The 17268-nt window shown below is 70.0% G+C and carries 22 protein-coding genes and 1 tRNA gene; 18 read left to right on the top strand and 5 right to left on the bottom strand.

Annotated features, from left to right (window positions below; genetic code table 11):
• The first annotated feature begins 63 nt into the window (after positions 1-63).
• The 5 genes from FHS08_RS00115 to FHS08_RS00095 all read left to right on the top strand — a co-directional run bounded on the left by FHS08_RS00115 (position 64) and on the right by FHS08_RS00095 (position 3600).
• Positions 64-1104, top strand: a complete 1041-nt coding sequence (locus tag FHS08_RS00115; RefSeq protein WP_167039437.1) for a 4-hydroxy-3-methylbut-2-enyl diphosphate reductase — start codon at positions 64-66, stop codon at positions 1102-1104.
• On the top strand, positions 1101-1688 hold the full coding sequence (locus FHS08_RS00110; RefSeq protein WP_167034348.1) for a DUF6264 family protein: 588 nt from the start codon (positions 1101-1103) through the stop codon (positions 1686-1688). The genes FHS08_RS00115 and FHS08_RS00110 overlap by 4 nt, the downstream gene beginning before the upstream one ends.
• A gap of 130 nt (positions 1689-1818) precedes the next feature.
• Positions 1819-2325: a sigma-70 family RNA polymerase sigma factor gene (locus FHS08_RS00105; protein ID WP_167034346.1), complete on the top strand. Its 507-nt coding sequence runs from the start codon at positions 1819-1821 to the stop codon at positions 2323-2325.
• Between the two features lie 11 nt (positions 2326-2336).
• A complete protein-coding gene (locus tag FHS08_RS00100) occupies positions 2337-3014 on the top strand; it encodes a zf-HC2 domain-containing protein (RefSeq protein ID WP_167034344.1) in 678 nt (225 codons plus the stop codon).
• Positions 3015-3048: 34 nt separating this feature from the next.
• On the top strand, positions 3049-3600 hold the full coding sequence (locus FHS08_RS00095; protein ID WP_167034342.1) for an MOSC domain-containing protein: 552 nt from the start codon (positions 3049-3051) through the stop codon (positions 3598-3600).
• A gap of 50 nt (positions 3601-3650) precedes the next feature.
• On the opposite strand, the gene fbaA is transcribed toward FHS08_RS00095, so the two are convergent.
• Positions 3651-4682, bottom strand: a complete 1032-nt coding sequence (gene fbaA, locus FHS08_RS00090; protein ID WP_167034340.1) for a class II fructose-bisphosphate aldolase — start codon at positions 4680-4682, stop codon at positions 3651-3653.
• Positions 4683-4866: 184 nt separating this feature from the next.
• Here fbaA and glpX point away from each other — a divergent pair, with 184 nt between their 5' ends.
• A complete protein-coding gene (gene glpX, locus FHS08_RS00085; protein ID WP_167034338.1) occupies positions 4867-5856 on the top strand; it encodes a class II fructose-bisphosphatase in 990 nt (329 codons plus the stop codon).
• A gap of 137 nt (positions 5857-5993) precedes the next feature.
• Positions 5994-6200, top strand: coding sequence for a UDP-N-acetylmuramyl pentapeptide phosphotransferase (locus FHS08_RS00080; RefSeq protein WP_170283299.1), 207 nt, complete (start codon positions 5994-5996; stop codon positions 6198-6200).
• 86 nt (positions 6201-6286) lie between these two features.
• Here FHS08_RS00080 and FHS08_RS00075 read toward each other — a convergent pair whose 3' ends face one another.
• Both FHS08_RS00075 and FHS08_RS00070 read right to left on the bottom strand, forming a co-directional pair.
• Positions 6287-7597, bottom strand: a complete 1311-nt coding sequence (locus FHS08_RS00075) for a DNA recombination protein RmuC (RefSeq protein ID WP_167034334.1) — start codon at positions 7595-7597, stop codon at positions 6287-6289.
• 49 nt (positions 7598-7646) lie between these two features.
• Entirely contained in the window at positions 7647-8258 is a 612-nt protein-coding gene (locus tag FHS08_RS00070) for an exonuclease domain-containing protein (protein WP_167034332.1), read from the bottom strand.
• A gap of 60 nt (positions 8259-8318) precedes the next feature.
• On the opposite strand from FHS08_RS00070, the gene FHS08_RS00065 reads away from it, so the two are divergent.
• From FHS08_RS00065 to ychF, 3 genes are all read left to right on the top strand, one after another.
• Entirely contained in the window at positions 8319-9071 is a 753-nt protein-coding gene (locus tag FHS08_RS00065; RefSeq protein WP_167034330.1) for a class I SAM-dependent methyltransferase, read from the top strand.
• Complete coding sequence (locus FHS08_RS00060; protein WP_167034328.1) at positions 9071-9694, top strand: dihydrofolate reductase family protein; 624 nt, start codon at positions 9071-9073, stop codon at positions 9692-9694. The genes FHS08_RS00065 and FHS08_RS00060 overlap by 1 nt, the downstream gene beginning before the upstream one ends.
• Positions 9695-9758: 64 nt before the next feature.
• Positions 9759-10832 (top strand): redox-regulated ATPase YchF, encoded by a 1074-nt coding sequence (gene ychF, locus FHS08_RS00055; protein WP_167034326.1) that lies wholly within the window; start codon positions 9759-9761, stop codon positions 10830-10832.
• 22 nt (positions 10833-10854) lie between these two features.
• On the opposite strand, the gene FHS08_RS00050 is transcribed toward ychF, so the two are convergent.
• Positions 10855-11244 carry a VOC family protein gene (locus FHS08_RS00050; protein ID WP_167034324.1) on the bottom strand — a complete coding sequence of 130 codons (390 nt, stop codon included), beginning with the start codon at positions 11242-11244 and terminating at the stop codon, positions 10855-10857.
• A gap of 154 nt (positions 11245-11398) precedes the next feature.
• Here FHS08_RS00050 and FHS08_RS00045 point away from each other — a divergent pair, with 154 nt between their 5' ends.
• The 5 genes from FHS08_RS00045 (at position 11399) to FHS08_RS00025 (ending at position 13885) form a co-directional block, all read left to right on the top strand.
• Complete coding sequence (locus tag FHS08_RS00045; RefSeq protein ID WP_167034322.1) at positions 11399-11680, top strand: type II toxin-antitoxin system Phd/YefM family antitoxin; 282 nt, start codon at positions 11399-11401, stop codon at positions 11678-11680.
• Positions 11677-12087: a PIN domain-containing protein gene (locus FHS08_RS00040; protein ID WP_167034320.1), complete on the top strand. Its 411-nt coding sequence runs from the start codon at positions 11677-11679 to the stop codon at positions 12085-12087. The genes FHS08_RS00045 and FHS08_RS00040 overlap by 4 nt, the downstream gene beginning before the upstream one ends.
• Before the next feature lie 70 nt (positions 12088-12157).
• Positions 12158-12691, top strand: a complete 534-nt coding sequence (locus FHS08_RS00035) for a GNAT family N-acetyltransferase (protein WP_167034318.1) — start codon at positions 12158-12160, stop codon at positions 12689-12691.
• A gap of 179 nt (positions 12692-12870) precedes the next feature.
• Positions 12871-13014, top strand: coding sequence for a hypothetical protein (locus FHS08_RS00030; RefSeq protein ID WP_167034316.1), 144 nt, complete (start codon positions 12871-12873; stop codon positions 13012-13014).
• Positions 13015-13108: 94 nt separating this feature from the next.
• Positions 13109-13885 (top strand): alpha/beta fold hydrolase, encoded by a 777-nt coding sequence (locus FHS08_RS00025; RefSeq protein ID WP_167034314.1) that lies wholly within the window; start codon positions 13109-13111, stop codon positions 13883-13885.
• A 51-nt stretch (positions 13886-13936) separates the two neighbouring features.
• Here FHS08_RS00025 and FHS08_RS00020 read toward each other — a convergent pair whose 3' ends face one another.
• Positions 13937-14965 (bottom strand): NADPH:quinone reductase, encoded by a 1029-nt coding sequence (locus FHS08_RS00020; protein WP_167034312.1) that lies wholly within the window; start codon positions 14963-14965, stop codon positions 13937-13939.
• A 231-nt stretch (positions 14966-15196) separates the two neighbouring features.
• On the opposite strand from FHS08_RS00020, the gene FHS08_RS00015 reads away from it, so the two are divergent.
• From FHS08_RS00015 to FHS08_RS00005, 3 genes are all read left to right on the top strand, one after another.
• Positions 15197-15787 (top strand): carboxymuconolactone decarboxylase family protein, encoded by a 591-nt coding sequence (locus FHS08_RS00015; RefSeq protein ID WP_167034310.1) that lies wholly within the window; start codon positions 15197-15199, stop codon positions 15785-15787.
• 10 nt (positions 15788-15797) lie between these two features.
• Complete coding sequence (locus FHS08_RS00010; protein WP_341800268.1) at positions 15798-16691, top strand: RNA polymerase sigma-70 factor; 894 nt, start codon at positions 15798-15800, stop codon at positions 16689-16691.
• A 56-nt stretch (positions 16692-16747) separates the two neighbouring features.
• Positions 16748-16822, top strand: a tRNA-Cys gene (locus FHS08_RS00005).
• Positions 16823-17268 lie beyond the last annotated feature (446 nt).

Genomic DNA, 17268 nt, shown 5'->3' with positions numbered 1-17268 from the left:
CGAGGCGTGAGCGCCCCTTCGTCTGCCGTATCGCCTGCCGCACCGGCGGCCCCTGCGATCCGGATGCCGGTTCCGCGCGTGCCGCGGCGCCGCGAGCGCCTCAAGGATATCCCCGTCCAGGGACACAAGCGCGTCCTGCTGGCGTCGCCCCGCGGCTACTGCGCAGGCGTCGACCGGGCGGTCATCGCCGTCGAGAAGGCGCTCGAGCGTTTCGGCGCTCCCGTCTACGTGCGCAAGCAGATCGTGCACAACATCCACGTCGTGACGGAGCTCGAGAGCAAGGGCGCCGTGTTCGTCGACGAGGTCGACGAAGTGCCGGAGGGCGCGCACGTCGTCTTCAGCGCCCACGGCGTCTCGCCCGCCGTCGTGACCGCGGCATCCGATCGGGGACTGCTCGCGATCGACGCGACGTGCCCCCTCGTGACGAAGGTCCACCGCGAGGCCGTGCGGTTCGCGCGCGACGACTTCGAGATCCTGCTCATCGGCCACGAGGGCCACGAGGAGGTCGAGGGCACGGCGGGCGAGGCCCCCGACCACGTCACGATCGTCAACTCGCCCGACGAAGCCGACCGCGTCGAGGTCAAGGACCCGTCGAAGGTCGTGTGGCTCTCGCAGACGACGCTCTCGGTCGACGAGACGATGGAGACCGTGAGGAGGCTGCGCGTGCGCTTCCCCGAGCTGCACGATCCGCCGTCGGACGACATCTGCTACGCGACGCAGAACCGCCAGGTCGCCATCAAGAAGGTCGCGACGGGCGCCGATCTGGTCATCGTCGTCGGCTCGGCCAACTCGTCCAACAGCGTTCGGCTCGTCGAGGTGGCCCTCGAGCACGGTGCCAAGGCCGCATACCGCGTCGACTACGCCGACGAGGTCGAGCAGTCCTGGCTCGACGGCGTCGAGACCGTCGGCGTCACCAGCGGTGCGTCGGTGCCCGACGTGCTCGTGCAGCAGGTGCTCCAAGAGCTCGCCGGCGCGGGATACCGCGACGTCGAAGAGGTCCGCACCGCCGAGGAGGATCTCATGTTCTCGCTCCCCAAGGAGCTGCGCCAGGACGCCGCGGGCAAGCGCGACGACCGCGCCCTCGGCGGGCGGGCGCGCGCGTGAGCGACTTCACGCCCGAGAGGGGATCGGACGGCCGGGATCGCCCCAAGTACGGCGAGTACGCGACCCCCGAGGAGCAGCGCGCGCGGATCGCGCATCCCGAGTCGCTGCCCGCACCCGCCCCCGCTGCGGCGGCGAACGAGCACTGGGCCGGCCCTGCGCCCGCGTGGACCGCGGCGCCCGCCGCGCCGGCCGCCTCGCGGCGGGCCCGGCCGCGGACGGCCGATCGCTTCGCGACGCTCGCGCTCCTCGTCTACGGCCTCATCACGGTCGTGACGGCCTTCCCCGCGCTCGTCGAGTACGTGGGCTACGCGCACACGCTGCTGTCGGCCTTGGGCGTCGACGCCCAGCTGTCCGACCCCGCGGGGGCCCGCGCGTGGGGTGTCGCTGCGGCGATCGTTCTCGCCGTGGGCTGGCTCGCGACGGCCGCCCTGTCGTTCGTGAGCCTGCGCGCCGGGCGCCTGACGTGGTGGATCCCGCTCGTGGCGGGCGTCGTGTTCAACACGGTCTCGGCGCTGCTCCTGCTCATGCCGCTCGTCATGGACGCCGCCGTCTGGGAGGCGCTGCAGTCCGCCATCGGGGGCTGAGCCGCCGCTCGCGGTGCGCGACCGACCCGCCGGGGCGGTGTCGGGAGGGGCGATACTCGGAGGCGGGATGCCGTCCCGCGGCGTGAACCTCGTGCGCACGGATCTCGTGTCCCCAGCGAGGAGGTCACGGATGCCGTCCGATGACGACGCGCGCCTCACGGCGCTGTACGACCTGCACGCACGACCCGTGTGGCGCTACGTCGTGCACCTCACGGGCGACCGCGCGGGAGCCGACGACGTCGTGCAGGAGACCCTCCTTCGCGCGTGGCGCACGCCGCGCATCCTCGAGCAGGATCCCGAGTCCGCCCGTGCGTGGATGTTCACCGTCGCCCGGCATCTCGTGATCGACGACATCCGCAGCGCACGACACCGCCACGAGCAGCCGGTCGGCGAGGTCCCCGAGCGCGCGACAGACGACGACACCGACGCGCTGTTCGAGGCCATCCTCATCGAGGAGGCGCTCGCCGTGATCAGCGCCGACCATCGCGCCGTCATCGTCAAGGCCTACTACGGCGGCCGCAGCGTCGCGCAGGCGGCGGCCGAGCTCGACATCCCGGAGGGAACCGTCAAGTCGCGACTGCACTACGGACTGCGGGCGCTGCGTCTCGCCCTCCAGGAGAGGGGCGTGACCCGATGACAGCCGGACACATGAGATACGCCGAGTGGGATGCCGCGTACGTGCTCGGGGCGCTCTCGGCGCAGGACAGGCATGCGTACGAGGCGCACCTCGACACGTGCCCCGAGTGCGCGCGGGCGATCGCGGAGCTCGCTCCCGCAGCGGCCCTGCTGTCGCGCCTGTCGGCCCAGGATGTCGCACGCCTCGACGAGGTGGGCGAGGATGCCGCGGCCCGCTCGGGCTTCGTCTCGCTTGCACGCGAGCGTGCGCGTCGCACGAGGCGCGTGCGGTGGGCCGCGGCGGCCGCCGCCGTCGTGCTGATCGTCGCCGCGATCGCGGTGCCCGTCTCGATCGCGGCGCTCAACCGTCCGACGGCGGGGTTCGCGCTCGAGAGCGTGACGGATGTGCCGATCGAGGCCTCCGTCCGCCTCACCTCCGTCGCGTGGGGGACCCGCGTCGACCTCGACTGCCGGTATCCCGACGTCTACGTCCCGGGAGCGCCGCCGGTGCCCGAGGCAGGGTGGACGTACGCGCTGACGCTCGTCGGCGCGGACGGTGCCGAGTCGACCGTGTCGACGTGGCGCTCGTGGCCCGGTGCGTCGGCACGGCTGTCCGGCGCGACGGCGCTGTCGGTCGACGAGATCGCGTCGGTCGAGCTGCGCAGCGCGAAGGGGACGATCCTCATGCGGTACGACCTGGGCGGCGGCTGAGTCACCGCACGCCGCGCCGCCGTAGGATGACACGATGGCCCGACTCCTCGCCGTCTGCGTCGTCCATCAGCTGCTCCCGGATGCGGGAACCATCGGCGTGACGGCCATCGACAAGCGCCCCGTGGACGGGCCGGTGAAGGTCGGCCGGTACGGGATCTACGCCGATGTGCAGGCCAACCGGAAGCACCACGGCGGCCTCGACAAGGCGCTGTACGCGTATGCGCAGGAGGACGCGGACTTCTGGGCCGGGGAGCTCGGCCGCGACCTCGCGCCGGGCTTCTTCGGCGAGAACCTCCGCACGGAGGGCATCGACGTCAACTCCGCGCTCGTGGGGGAGCGCTGGCGCATCGGCGAGCGCGTCGAGGTCGAGGTCACGATGCCGCGAACGCCGTGCCAGACGTTCGCGCGCTGGGTCGGCGGAGCCGACGAGCGCGGCTGGGTCACACGGTTCTCGGCCGAGCGCCGGCTCGGCCCGTACCTGCGCGTCGTGACCGGCGGGCGCGTGCGCGCGGGCGACGAGATCGTCGTCGTGCATCGACCCGACGGTGCGCCCACGATCCTCGAGCGGTACAGGGACCCCGCATAGAAGCGGGATGCCTCGGCCCGATCGGCCGAGGCATCCTGCGACCGCGGAGGTCAGGCGCTGATCGAGTTGCCCGCCGAGCCGAGCTGCTGCGTCGCCTCGACGACGCGAGCGGCCATCGCGGACTCGGCCAGCTTGCCCCACGCGCGCGGGTCGTACGCCTTCTTGTTCCCGACCTCGCCGTCGACCTTGAGGACGCCGTCGTAGTTCTGGAACATGAAGCCCGCGACAGAGCGCGTGAACGCGTACTGCGTGTCGGTGTCGATGTTCATCTTGATGACGCCGTTGGCGACCGCGAGCGCGATCTCCTCGGGGGTCGAGCCGCTGCCGCCGTGGAAGACCAGGTCGAGGGGCTTGGGCCCCGTGCCGAAGCGCGTGGCGATGCCCCCCTGGATCTCGCCGAGCAGCTCAGGGCGCAGCTTGACGTTGCCGGGCTTGTACACGCCGTGCACGTTGCCGAACGTGAGGGCGGCGATCCAGCGCCCCTGGTCGCCGAGGCCGAGGGCCTCGACGGCCTTCGTGACGTCGGCTGTCGTCGTGTAGAGCGCGTCGTTCGAACCCTCGTGCTTGACGCCGTCCTCTTCGCCGCCGACGACGCCGATCTCCACTTCGAGGATCGCGTGGATGTTCTTCAGGCGGGGCAGCAGCTCCTTCGCGATCTCGATGTTCTCGTCGAGCGGAACGGCCGAGCCGTCCCACATGTGCGACTGGAAGATCGGGTTGCGGCCCGCCTTGACCTCCTCCTCGGAGGCGGCGATGAGCGGCAGGACGAAGTCCTCGAGCGCGGGCTTGGGGCAGTGGTCGGTGTGGAGGGCCACCGTGATGGGGTAGTTCTTGGCGACCTCGGTCGCGAACTTCGCGAACGCGAGCGCGCCGTTCGCACGAGCCTTGACGGTGTGGCCGGCGAAGTAGTCCGCTCCGCCCGTCGTGACCTGGATGATGCCGTCGGAGCCTGCCTCCGTGAGGCCTTGCAGCACTGCGTTGATCGACTGAGAGCTCGCTGCGTTGATGGCGGGGAACGCGAAGCCTCCGGCCTTCGCACGGTCCAGCATCTCGGCATACTGCTCTGGGGTGGCGACAGGCATCTGATGCTCCTCGGTCGTGGCGGGCTGTCATCGTCACTCTAGCGAAGCAGGGGAGTGCGAGTCAGGATGCCGCGGCCCGCTCGCGCGCGGAGGCTCCTGCCTAGGGTGAAAGAATCGCGATTCCTTCCTGCATCCGGGGCTGAAACTCTGCGTTGGCGCGAAGATCGCTGGCTAGGCTGACGCCATGGTGAGTCTGACGGCCGACATGAGCCCCCTGCATCCCGACCGCAATCTCGCGCTCGAGCTCGTACGCGCGACCGAGGCGGCGGCGATCCGCTCCGTGCCGTTCATCGGCCGGGGTGCGAAGGAGGCAGCAGACGGGGCAGCCGTCGACGCGATGCGCGCCTTCCTCACGACCGTCGACTTCGACGGAGTCATCGTGATCGGCGAGGGCGAGAAGGACAACGCCCCCATGCTCTTCAACGGCGAGCACGTCGGCACGGGCCGCGGGCCGCAGTGCGACGTCGCGGTCGATCCCATCGACGGCACCTCGCTCACGGCGGCCGGCCGCAACAATGCGCTGTCCGTGCTCGCGGTGTCCGATCGCGGCACGATGCTCGACGCCTCGAGCGTGTTCTACATGGACAAGCTCGTGACGGGACCGGCAGGGGTGGGCGTCGTCGACATCCGGCTTCCCGTCGCCGAGAACATCCGCCTCCTCGCGAAGGCGCTCGGCAAGCCCGTCGACGAGATCGTCGTCTCGGTGCTCAACCGCCCGCGCCACGACCGGCTCATCGCCGAGATCCGCGAGGCCGGGGCCGGCACGCGGCTCATGACCGACGGCGACGTCGCAGGCGGCATCAACGCGGCGCGCCACAACGCGCGCACCGACATGTGCATCGGCGTCGGCGGCAGCCCCGAGGGCATCGTGACGGCGTGCGCGATCAAGGCGCTCGGCGGACACATCCAAGGGCGCCTGTGGCCGCGCGACGACGACGAGAAGCAGAAGGGTCAGGATGCCGGGCTCAAGCTCGACGGCTACATCTACGAAGCCGACGAGCTGGTCCGGGGGCGCAACACGATCTTCGTCGCGACGGGCGTGACCAACGGCGAGCTCGTCGCGGGCGTGGGCCGCGAGAACGGATACGTGTATACCGAGAGCGTCGTCCTGCGCGGGACCTCCGGGACGCTCCGCCGCATCTCCTCGGAGCACCTCGCCTCGAAGTGGCTGTGATCGCCGATTGCGTCGTGCGGTCGTCGGCTGCCACGAGTGCCGTGCCTCGCCGTCGTCGATGACTCTGCCGCGGCATCCCTCTGGCACAATCGGAGCGAAGGATGCCGAGCTCGCTCGGCGGGCGAAGGAGGATCGACATGGCCGCATCGACCGGATCGACCCCGCAGACGGGAGCGCACGCCGTCATCGCGAATGCGACCGACCCCGCGCGTCGCCCGGATGTGCTGCTGCGCAAGCGCCGCCCCGAAGGCGAGCAGGTCTCCCCGTGGTGGTTCATCGGCGCGTTCGTCGTCGTGTCGGCGACGGTCGTCGTCCTGCTGAGCCTCATCCCGGGCGGTGCGTGAGGCCGATTCGACGAGTCGACGGCTGGATCGACCGCCTGTACGATCGCGCCCTGCTGGCGGCGCCCCTCGCGCACCCGGTTCGGGGGTCAGAGGTCGTCGGTCGCGAGACGTGCGCGCAGGTCGCCGACGTCGGCCGTGACCAGCCTCTCCTCGGTCTCGAGGGCGGACTGCGTCGCACCGTCGATGAGCTCGGGCGCCGTCAGCGCACGGGGTGCCTTCTCGATGGGCGCAGGTGAGGCCAGCGCGTCGAGCTTCGTCTCGTCTATGCCGGGGAACCGTCGGGCGCTCACGAGGACCCTCGACTCGAGTGAGCCGACGAACCGGTTGTATCCCTCGACCGTGCGCTCGATGGCTCGGCGCAGCTCCTCGGCATGCGAGGCGAGCCCGCCGAGCCGCTCGTAGAGCTGGTTGCCGAGCTCGAACAGCGTTCTCGCCTCCTTCGACACGTCCTGCTGCGTCCACGTGTAGGCGACGGTCTTGAGCACCGCCCAGAGGTTGACGGGCGACGCGAGCGCGACACGGCGGCCGAAGGCGTAGTCGAGGAGGGATGGATCCTCCTCGAGCGCCGCGGCCAGAAGGGACTCGCTGGGCACGAAGCACACGACGAACTCGGGGCTCGAGGAGAGCCCCGCCCAGTACGTCTTCTTCGCGAGCGCGTCGACGTGCGCACGGACGGCCTTGACGTGCTTCTCGAGCAGGGCGGTGCGACGGGCGCCCTCGGCGCCCTGCGCCGTGATCGGGATCGTGCTCGCCTCGAGGTAGGCGTCGAGGGGGACCTTCGCGTCGATCGCGAGGGCCTTGTCGCCCGGGAGGCGCACGATCATGTCGGGCCGGCCGGCTCCGGCATCCGTCGAGATCGACGACTGGGTGTCGAAGTCGACGTAGCGCGTGAGACCCGCGGCCTCGACGACGCGCCGCAGCTGCGTCTCGCCCCACACCCCCCGCGTGCTGCCCGACCGCAGCGCCCCCGCGAGCGACTCGGTCGTCGCGCGCAGCGCCTCGTCGGACTCCTGCGCGCGCCGGAGCTGCTCGGTGAGAGCGCCGAACTGGGACTGGCGGTCGCGCTCGAGCGCGTCGACCTTGTGCTGCATCGACTGCAGCGTCTCGCTCACGGGTGCGAGCGCGCGCAGCACCGACTGCTCGCGGCGCTCCCGCTCCTCGCGCGCGGCCTGGTCGGCGCGCGCCTGCGTCGTGAGCTCGCGATACAGCAGCTGCTGCTGCTCGAGCTGGGCGTGCAGGCCGTGACGCGACGCCTCGGATGCTGCGAGTCGCGCCTGCAGCTCGGTGCGGTCGCGCAGCGCGCGGGCGGCCGCACGCGCCGAGCCCGCGAACCAGCCGGCGAGCAGGCCCGCCGCGAGGCATCCGATCACGAGGACCGAGACGAGGGGAGTGTCCATGGCTCGAGGATGCCGTGACCCTCCGACATCCGCCGGACGGCGTCGCCCGTCAGGCCCGGATCGCCGCGAGATCGGGGGCAGGGGTCGGCGCCGGCGCGGGCATGTGCGACACGCGCACGCCCGCGAGCTCGGCGAGCGAGGCCACGTCTCGGGCGCCGACGAGCCGCGCCGCGTGGATCAGGATGTGCGCGCACGCGAGGGCATCCGCCGCCGCGTCGTGGTGCGGGAAGTCGAGGAAGCCCGCCGCCGCCGCGACGGACGGCAGGCGGTACGAGTCGAGCTCGTACGTCTTCCGGGCGATCTGGAGGCTGCACACATAGCTGTTCCGGGGCCACTCGTCGCCCGTCGACTCGCACGCACGGCGGATCACCGACATGTCGAAGCCCGCGTTGTGCGCCGCCAGGACGTCGTCGCCGATGAACGACACGAGGTCGGGAAGCTGCGCCGTCCAGCCCTTCGCGCCCGCGACATCCTCCTCCCGGATGCCGTGGATCCGCGTGTTCAGCTCGAAGAAGCGATCGTGCCCCGGCGGAGGCTGGATGAGCCAGCCGGCCCTCGCGACGACCTCGCCGCCGCGGACTCTGGCCAGGCCGACGGCGCACGCCGAGGCGCCGCTGGAGTTCGCCGTCTCGAAGTCGATCGCGGTGAAGTCCAATGCCACGCCTCCACCCTCGCCGTGGGTCCCGCGGCGGCGGGGGAGGCGCGCCGTAGGCTGGACGACATGGCAGAGCGCGCGGAGATGTCGACGTCCTTCGGCCGGCAGGCCGGCACCTACGAGGCGGGCAGGCCCGAGTATCCTGCCGAGGCCGTCGCGTGGATGCTTCAGCCCGTCGCGAGCCACGACCGCAGCGTGCGCGTCGCCGACGTCGGTGCGGGGACGGGAAAGCTCACTCGCGCGCTCGTCGAGCTCGGGGCCGAGACCGTCGCGATCGACCCCGACCCCGAGATGCTGGCCGTGCTGCGCAGCGCCGTGCACGGCATCCCGACCTTCGTGGGAACGGCGGAGCGGCTACCTCTTCCGGATGCCTCGCTCGACGCCGTCGTGCTCGGGCAGGCGTGGCACTGGGTCGAGCCCGTCGCCGGGTCGGCCGAAGTCGGACGCGTGCTTCGCCACGGCGGAGTGCTCGGGCTCATCTGGAACATCCGCGACGACAGCGTCCCATGGGTCGCGCGGCTCACGCGGATCATGCACGGCAGCCACGCCGATCAGTCGCTGGCGGACGGCGGACCGAGCGTCGCGTCGCCGTTCGGCCCGCTCGAACAGCGCTCCTGGGAGTGGGCGAGGCCGATGACCCGCGCGGCGCTCTACGACATGGCCCGCTCGCGCAGCTACATCATCACGGCCGAGCCGGACGTGCGCGCCCGCATCGAGGCCGAGCTCGGTGTGCTCTTCGACGAGATCGGCGCGATCGGCGACGCCGTCGTCGAGCTCCCGTACCGCACGACGGCGTTTCGCGCCCTGCGAGAGGGCTGATGCGGCCGCTGACAGTCTGCAACTTCACGACCGTCGACGGGTGCTACGAAGACGACGACCACGACATCGCGTCGTTCTTCGAGCACTGGCACCCCGACTATCGCGGCGCCGACAGCTTCGACCACTACACGGCGGGCCTGCTGCGGGATGCCGGCACGCTCATCCTGTCGGGCAGGCGTTCGTCGCTCGGCAACATGGAGTACTGGGCGGGCGTCGAGCGCGACGCGGGAGCGACGCGGATCCGCAGGGAGCTCGCCGCGCTCATCCGGGACGTCGAGAAGATCGTCGTCTCCGACACCGTCACGGACGACGACATCGCGTCCCACCCGAACACGCGCGTCGTGCGGATCGCAGACTCCCGTGCCGAGGTCGCCCGGCTCAAGGCGCAGGACGGGCGCGGCATCCTGATCCTCCTCGGGCGAGTGCTGTGGAACGACCTCATGCATGCAGGACTCGTCGACGAGCTGCACCTCGTGACCTTCCCGCTCATCGCGGGCGGGGGCGTGCCGCTCTTCGACGAGCGGCCGCCCGTCGCGCTCAAGCTCCTCGGAACGCACGTGTGGGAGGAGTCGGGCAACGTCCTCATGCGGTGGCGCGTCGACCCCGACGGGCCGCCCCGCTGACGGCGGTTGCCCGCGGCGCCGGCGCCCAGGAAGCGGTATCCCGTCCCACGTAGACTGGATGCCCGTGGCTCTTACCATCGGAATCGTCGGTCTCCCCAATGTCGGCAAGTCGACCCTCTTCAACGCGCTGACCAAGAACTCGGTGCTCGCCGCGAACTACCCGTTCGCGACGATCGAGCCCAACATCGGGGTCGTGAACCTCCCGGACTCCCGGCTGAACACGCTCGCGGAGATCTTCGGCTCGGAGCGCATCCTGCCCGCCGCCGTGTCGTTCGTCGACATCGCGGGCATCGTCCGCGGCGCTTCGGAGGGTGAGGGCCTGGGGAACAAGTTCCTCGCCAACATCCGCGAGGCCGACGCGATCGCGCAGGTCGTGCGCGGCTTCGCCGACGACGACGTCGTGCACGTCGAGGGCGGGGTCGACCCGCTGAGGGATCTTGAGACGATCAACGCGGAGCTGCAGCTCGCCGACCTCGAGACCCTCGAGAAGGCGATCGTGCGCTACGAGAAGGAGGTGCGGGGCAAGAAGACCGACCCCGTCGTGCTGTCGACCGCGCTCGAGGCGCAGGAGGCGCTGCAGCGCGGTGAGCTGCTGTCGGCCTCGGGGCTGGATCTCGCCCCGATCCGCGAGCTCGGCCTGCTGACCGCGAAGCCGTTCATCTTCGTCTTCAACGTCGACGAGGCCGTCTTGACGGATGCCGCGCGCAAGGCAGCTCTCGAATCTCTCGTCGCGCCGGCTCACGCGGTGTTCCTCGACGCCAAGATCGAGTCGGAGCTCATCGACCTGGAACCGGAGGATGCCGCGGAGCTGCTCGCCTCGACCGGTCAGGAGGAGTCGGGGCTCGACCAGCTCGCCCGCATCGGCTTCGACACGCTCGGACTCCAGACCTACCTGACGGCGGGGCCGAAGGAGACGCGCGCCTGGACGATCGGGAAGGGCTGGAAGGCCCCGCAGGCCGCGGGCGTCATCCATACGGACTTCGAGAAGGGCTTCATCAAGGCCGAGGTCATCTCGTTCGCCGACCTGGTCGCCGCGGGATCGGTCGCCTCGGCGCGGGCGGCAGGCAAGGCTCGGCTCGAGGGCAAGGACTACGTCATGCAGGACGGGGATGTCGTGGAGTTCCGGTTCAACGTGTAGCGCGTCCCGGCGCGGCCTGTCCTCAGTTGACGGCCTGCACCACCTGGATCAGATGCCCGTCGAGGTCCTCGACCCATGCGATGAGCAAGTGACCGAGCCATGGCTCTGGCGTCTTGATCGGCTTCGCGCCGAGCTCGATAAGTCGCGAATAGCCTGTACGAACGTCATCAGTCCAGAGGATCACCGCCGCGCGTTGGCCGTGGGCGACCGGGCTGAGGCCATGGTCTTCACGTGTGCTCGTCTCTGTGGCGAGGCCGAATCGGTACTCGTCGAGGACGAGATCGACGTGGATAGGGGTACCCGCTGTTGGCGTGCGGAACGCCTCTTCGAAGCCGAGAGCACAATAGAAGGTCGCTGCGCGATCGATGTCGCGTGTGAATAGGACGACCTGAGGAGTCCGGAAGAAGTTCATCCGTTGAGTCTGAAATAGCCCGACCGCCGTCGCAACGTGCGGTGCACATGTACGGAGCCCGGGGTCGCTGTGACATGTGAGCGCACACCGCCAGCCGCGACGCAATGCTGTGGAGTTCCGGTCCAATGTGTAGCGCGGGTGCTACGATCGCGCCATGAGTGTGGGTGAGCCGAACCCCGAGAGCCTTTCGCAGCGCGAGTTGCGCAACGAGTCCGGACGCGTGCTTCGCGCGGTCGGCGAAGGGCGCTCCTTCGTGCTGACCAACCGCGGAGTCGCCGTCGGTCGCATCGTCCCTCTCGATGCCCAGGCTCCCACGTTGCCCATCGCCCGCCCGGCGAAGCGTGTGGGTGGCTGGGCGGCGCTGAAGCCCCAGCGGTCCGAGGGCGACCGTCCGATGACCCGGATCCTGGATGAGATGCGGGAGGACCGGGTGTGACGGACGGTCCGCTCGTCTATGTCGACACCTCTGCGCTCGGAGCGCTCCTGGTCGCACAGGACGAAACTCAGGCGCTGGTGGACTGGCTTGATCACACACCTGCCAGGCTTGTCTCGAGTGATCTCCTCGAGACGGAGCTGCGTCGCATGGCAGTGAGCGAGGGGCGTGACCAATCGAAGGTCACCGCAATCCTCGATGGCGTGTCGCTCGCGGCGCTTGACAGGGCCACATATCGGTCCGCGGGCTTCTTGCCGATGCCGTATCTGCGTACCCTCGACGCCTTGCATCTGGAGGCGGCGATGCGCCTTGATGTTGAAGCCGTCCTCACGTACGACCATCGGCTCGGTGAGGCGGCGAGGTCTGCGGGACTCGACGTGATCGCTCCCGGCGCGATGAGCACCTCGTGAGGAAGACCGACGATGTGCTGCTCGCGCGAGCAGCTGAGCACATCGCCGTGATCACGCCGCTGAGGGTCGCGTGAGCGACCCGTCAGCCGTGCTCCGGCGACTTCGACGGACTGATGCTTCCGCTGTGCTCGCGGCCTTCGCGTCGAACCCGGACATGGCGCGCCAAGGCGACGTATCAAATGTGCCCGAAGCTGAGCGGTACGTTGACCGGCTGATTGCAGCCGACTCGCCGCACGAGGCGTGGGCCGTGGCTGAAGGCGACATGCTGGTCGGCCTCGTCTGCGTCACCGTCGACGAAGCGAACCGGAACGGATGGTTCTGGTACTGGATGTCGGATGCTGCACGAGGTCGAGGCTGGATGTCCCGCGCCGCGGCTACCGTTGCGGAGTGGGCGCTGACGGTGCGCGGACTGCAACGCCTCGAACTCGGGCATCGGGTCAACAACCCCGCATCCGGTGCGATCGCCATGCATGCCGGGTTCGTCAAGGAGGGGACGGAGCGCGAGAAGTTCCTTGTCGGCGGGCAGAGGATCGATGTCGATACGTACGGTCGGTTGCGGTCGGATCCGCCTCCCCCGTTCGACGCTGTCCCGATGATCGGATAGGGGCGCAGATGCCCATCAGTGACGTCACCCGGTGGAGTTCCGGTTCTCGAACTGACCTCTCTGGCGGCTCACGGATGCGCAGCATCCATCACTGAGCCGCGTTGACGGCCGGCGGGTGGCCCGAGGCGATCTCCATCGATGTATCCGGGAGAGCTGGATCGCGGGGCTCGACTCGTTGAATGCTCTGGGAAGAAGAGTCCGGCGACCAGGACTGGACCGTCGAGGAGCAAGGCCGCGGATGGGGAGTGGTCTCGCCCGAGCTCGCCTACATTCACGACACGCTGCTCGAGGCGATGACCGCCGTGCACGAGCCCAAGGCCTGAGAAGCGCATCGTCGCCGCCCATCCGTCCCCGAGGCGACCGCGAGGCGGCAGTCGCGGGCGGCGGAGTGTCCGACCCGCTCGTTATCGTCGGATCATGGACTTCGCGACCTCGGACGATGGAACCTCGATCGCCTACCGGCACATCGGTGACGGGCCTGTCGTCGTCATCGTGAACGGCGCCCTGTCGACGGCAGACGACGCGAGTCCTCTCGCCGCGGCCCTTGCGGATGCCGGATTCCGGGCCGTCACGTGGGATCGGCGCGCGCGTGGCTCGAGCGGAGACCGCCGCGGATCCGAGCCCACGGACGAGGTCGACGATCTCGACGCCGTCATCAGAGCCTCGGGAGGCGACGCCGTCGTCCTCGGACACTCCTCCGGAGCCGTCCTCGCCCTGTTCGCGGCATCCCTCGGCGTTCCGATGCAGGGGCTGTTCCTCTCAGAGCCGCCCTTCCGGTTCGGGGTCGACGAGCCCGCCGACGACCTCGGGGAGCGCCTGCAGCGTCTGGTCGACGACGGGCGCGCCGAGGAGGCGATCGTCACGTTCCAGCTCGAGGCGGTCGGACTCCCGCGGGAGATGGTCGAGAACTTCCGCGCGAGCGAGCAGTTCGCCGCGCTCGTGCCGATCGCGCAGTCGACCGTCTACGACACGGCGCTCACGCGTCACGTCTCCACACCTACAGCCGACATGCTCGCGGTATCGCAGCGGGTGACGGTGCTGCGGGGCGAGCAGACCTTCCCGCTGCTGATCGCGGCATCCGATCGCCTCGCGGCCTCGATTCCTCACGCAGAGCTCGTCGTCGTTCCCGAGTCGATCATGCACCGCCCCGATCCGGTCGCGACGGCACGCGTCGTCGCCGAGCGCGCGCGGTAGCGGTTCAGCAGGACGGATGCGCCCGAGCTTCGCTCGGCCGCGTCGGCCCCGTCAGCGGCTCTCGCCCGAGACATCGATGAGCACTTTGCCGACGGCGCCCTGCTCCACGGCATCGTGCGCCGCGGCCGTCTGCTCCAGCGGGAACCACGTCAAGGGCAGCCCGGCCTGCTCGCCGACGGGCAGCGCGCCGTCGCGCACCGCCGCTGTGATGTCCTCCGTGGCCGCGGCGAGCACCGCATCTCCGACGGTGTACAGGAGAAGGCCCTGGAGGCGGAGGTTCTTCGCGAACGTGGGACGCATCGGGATCGTCGCCCGGTCGCCACCGTTGTCGGCGTAATACGCGAGGCTTCCGTGGTTCGCGAGCACTCGCGCGTCGAGCGGCGCGTTCTCGGCGAGAGACACCTCGACGACGTGGTCGACGCCCCGTGGAGCCAGCGCCTCGATCCGATCTGCGACGCCGGCCTCGGTGTACCGGACGACGTGGTGGGCGCCCGCGCGCCGGGCGAGAGCCTCCTTCTCCTCACTGCTGACGGTCGCGATCACGGTCGCGCCGGCCCACACCGCCAACTGGATCGCGGCGTGCCCGACTGCCCCGGCTCCGCCCGCCACGAGCACGACGCGACCCGCGAGAGACCCCGGCGACAGCCGCGCCGGACCGGACTCGTGCACCGTCAGCGCTCGATGTGCCGTCAGGGCGGGGACGCCGAGGCTCGCGCCGACGTCGAAGCCCACTCCTTCGGGGAGGCGGACGGCGCGTGACGCCGGAACGACGGTGAACTCCTGAGCGGTGCCGGTGGGGCGCTCGTGCTGCGCGAGATACAGCCACACCCGGTCGCCCACGCTCACGTCGGTCACTCCTTCGCCGACGGCGTCGACGACTCCTGCGCCATCCTGATTCGGCACGATCTCGTCGAACGCCGGGCCCCTGCCGCCGCCCGCCCGCGACTTCCAGTCGGTCGGGTTGACGCCCGAGACCGCGACCTTGACGCGGACTTCGCCCACCCCCGGCGATGCCGGTTCGCGGTCGACGAGCGTCAGGACGGAGGAGTCACCGGTGCGGGTGTAGACGATCGATCTCATAGTGGGCGTGAACGAAGTGAGCCGGGAGGGCATTCCGGGCCTCGTCGCGACGGCGACGCATAGGGGTCCTCTCGTCAAGCTCGGCGACGGGCGAGTTCGAGGTCGCGGTGTTCTGGCTCGCCGCGCGATCCTTGCCCCGCCTTCTGTCGGGATGCGCGTGAGGCGGGATGTCACGGTGGAGCGCCGGCCGGTGTCTTCATGTCGAAGGGACCCACCGATCAAGGAGAAGACATGACCACCAGCACCCGCATCCCGTCGACCGAGGTCTCAGGCGCCTACGGAGCGATCGTGAAGCTCGCCGCGCGCGAGCTGATGGGTCGAGTCCCGGACTCGATCGGCGTGCTGTGGCAGCATCCGGCCGTCATGAAGGACGCCATGGGCATCGGCCGGAGAGTCGAGGCATGGCGAGAGCTCGACAGGGAGCTCGCCACCTATGCGGCCATGGCCGCGGCAGCGTCCGTCGGCTGCGGCTTCTGCCTCGACCTCAACTACTTCATGGCCCACACCCGCGGACTCGACGAGGCCAAGGTTCGCGAAGTGCCGCGCTGGCGCGAGGCATCCGTCTTCACACCGCTCGAGCGCACGGTCATGGAGTACGCCGAGGCGGCGAGTCAGACGCCGCCGGCGGTGACCGACGAGCTGTCGGACGCCCTCCTCGCAGAGCTTGGACCCGCGGCCCTCGTAGAGCTGGCGGCGCGCGTCTCGTTCATGAACATGAGCGCGCGGATGAACGTCGCCCTCGGCATCACGTCCGAGCTCTTCGCCGACGCGTGCGGGCTCCCGCCGCTCGCCGCTGCGCAGTCGGTAGCGGATGGCGCGTAGGCTCACCGAGGTGGAGAGCGTCGCGCACGTGGACGACGACCCGTTCTTCGTCCATCGCAACCTGCTCTTCACTGTCGCCTATGAACTCCTCGGCTCGGCCGCGGACGCAGAAGACGTGCTCCAGGAGTCGTGGCTGCGATGGGCGTCGGCCGACCGATCGGCGGTGCGCGAGCCGCGGGCGTACCTCATGCGCACGGTCACGCGGCAGGCGTTCAATCACCTCCGCGCGGTGTCGCGGCGTCGCGGAGACTACATCGGCGAGTGGCTCCCCGAGCCGCTCCTGACGAGTCCCGACGTCGCGGAGGACGTCGAACTCGCCGAGAGCCTCTCGATCGCGATGCTCACCGTTCTCGAGACGCTCCGCCCCGCTGAGCGCGCCGTCTTCGTGCTGCACGAGGTGTTCGACCTGTCGTACGACGAGATAGCGGATGCCGTCGGCAAGACTCCCGCGGCCGTGCGGCAGATATCGCACCGAGCGAAGGAGCATGTCGCTGCCCGGCATCCGAGGGTTCGCGTCGCTCGTGCGGAGCACCGGGAGGTCGTGGACCGGCTCGTGACAGCGCTCAACAGCGGCGATCTCCAGGCCCTCATGGACGTGCTCGCGCCCGACGTCGTCTCGGTCGCGGACGGAGGCGGCCAGGTGCGCGGCGCGGCGCGCCGGCCGATCGTCGGCGCCAAGAGACTGGCCCGCTACCTCGCCGGGGGGATGGCGAAGCTGGAGGGAGTGCTCGTCGCGGTCGAGACGACGGTGAACGGCCAGGCCGGCATCCGGATGGAGCTGGACGGGCAGCTCGCGGGCATCGTGAGCGTCACGGTCGAAGACGGGCTGATCACCCACATCTACTCGATCGCGAATCCGGAGAAGCTGACCCTGTTCGACCGCGGCGTCGCGCTCGCGCGATGACCAGGTCGTAACAACGCGCCCCGGACGTCGAAGGACGCGATACCGTTGCGGCTCCTGGTGCCTTGCCTGAGCGGTCGAGGGAGCGGCCTGCAAAGCCGTCGAGACGGGTTCGACTCCCGTAGGCACCTCCAGATCCAGGCGTGAACTGGGCTTTCCCGACGACGGCGACGCACGCGAAGTCGTGCGACACGCCCGGGGTGCGGGGTGGATTCGACGGGAGGTGTGGGGGCACGTAAAGTATTACTTGTTCGCCCCACAGGGAAGAGCGAGAGGCCGAACGGCCCGCCCCCTCAAGCGGAGAACAGAACCCAAACGTCCCACACTGTGGGGGCACTGATGTGCTAGGGTGGGTAGTCCCCTCAACGGACAGGCTAGGGACCACTGATCGGCGTCATGCCGAACGAAGCGCCGGCCTGAGTACTCCGTGTAGAGGGACGAATCAGGAAGTCGCCCCGTGGGCGGAGCCGGAAGGCCGAGCAGCGGGAGTGTCCGATCCTTGAGAACTCAACAGCGTGCACTTGTCAAATGCCAAATTTTACCTCGTCCTGGTCTTCGGATCGGGTGAGATTCCTTTGGA

The sequence above is a fragment of the Microbacterium ulmi genome, assembly GCF_011759705.1.
GTDB classification, from domain to species: Bacteria; Actinomycetota; Actinomycetes; order Actinomycetales; family Microbacteriaceae; genus Microbacterium; species Microbacterium ulmi.
The sequence above is the reverse complement of the archived record's forward strand: the minus strand, read 5'-3'. Positions and strand labels throughout refer to the sequence as shown.

Bases quoted from the DNA above. Each gene is read 5' to 3' on its own strand.
- FHS08_RS00080 (WP_170283299.1), top strand. From the start codon at position 5,994: ATGGCCGCATCGACCGGATCGACCCCGCAGACGGGAGCGCACGCCGTC.
- FHS08_RS00015 (WP_167034310.1), top strand. From the start codon at position 15,197: ATGACCACCAGCACCCGCATCCCGTCGACCGAGGTCTCAGGCGCCTAC.
- FHS08_RS00045 (WP_167034322.1), top strand. From the start codon at position 11,399: ATGAGTGTGGGTGAGCCGAACCCCGAGAGCCTTTCGCAGCGCGAGTTG.
- FHS08_RS00105 (WP_167034346.1), top strand. From the start codon at position 1,819: ATGCCGTCCGATGACGACGCGCGCCTCACGGCGCTGTACGACCTGCAC.
- glpX (WP_167034338.1), top strand. From the start codon at position 4,867: ATGGTGAGTCTGACGGCCGACATGAGCCCCCTGCATCCCGACCGCAAT.
- FHS08_RS00050 (WP_167034324.1), bottom strand. From the start codon at position 11,244: ATGAACTTCTTCCGGACTCCTCAGGTCGTCCTATTCACACGCGACATC.
- fbaA (WP_167034340.1), bottom strand. From the start codon at position 4,682: ATGCCTGTCGCCACCCCAGAGCAGTATGCCGAGATGCTGGACCGTGCG.
- FHS08_RS00025 (WP_167034314.1), top strand. From the start codon at position 13,109: ATGGACTTCGCGACCTCGGACGATGGAACCTCGATCGCCTACCGGCAC.
- FHS08_RS00100 (WP_167034344.1), top strand. From the start codon at position 2,337: ATGAGATACGCCGAGTGGGATGCCGCGTACGTGCTCGGGGCGCTCTCG.
- FHS08_RS00075 (WP_167034334.1), bottom strand. From the start codon at position 7,597: ATGGACACTCCCCTCGTCTCGGTCCTCGTGATCGGATGCCTCGCGGCG.
- FHS08_RS00020 (WP_167034312.1), bottom strand. From the start codon at position 14,965: ATGAGATCGATCGTCTACACCCGCACCGGTGACTCCTCCGTCCTGACG.
- FHS08_RS00060 (WP_167034328.1), top strand. From the start codon at position 9,071: ATGCGGCCGCTGACAGTCTGCAACTTCACGACCGTCGACGGGTGCTAC.
- FHS08_RS00065 (WP_167034330.1), top strand. From the start codon at position 8,319: ATGGCAGAGCGCGCGGAGATGTCGACGTCCTTCGGCCGGCAGGCCGGC.
- FHS08_RS00030 (WP_167034316.1), top strand. From the start codon at position 12,871: ATGCTCTGGGAAGAAGAGTCCGGCGACCAGGACTGGACCGTCGAGGAG.
- FHS08_RS00095 (WP_167034342.1), top strand. From the start codon at position 3,049: ATGGCCCGACTCCTCGCCGTCTGCGTCGTCCATCAGCTGCTCCCGGAT.
- FHS08_RS00115 (WP_167039437.1), top strand. From the start codon at position 64: ATGCCGGTTCCGCGCGTGCCGCGGCGCCGCGAGCGCCTCAAGGATATC.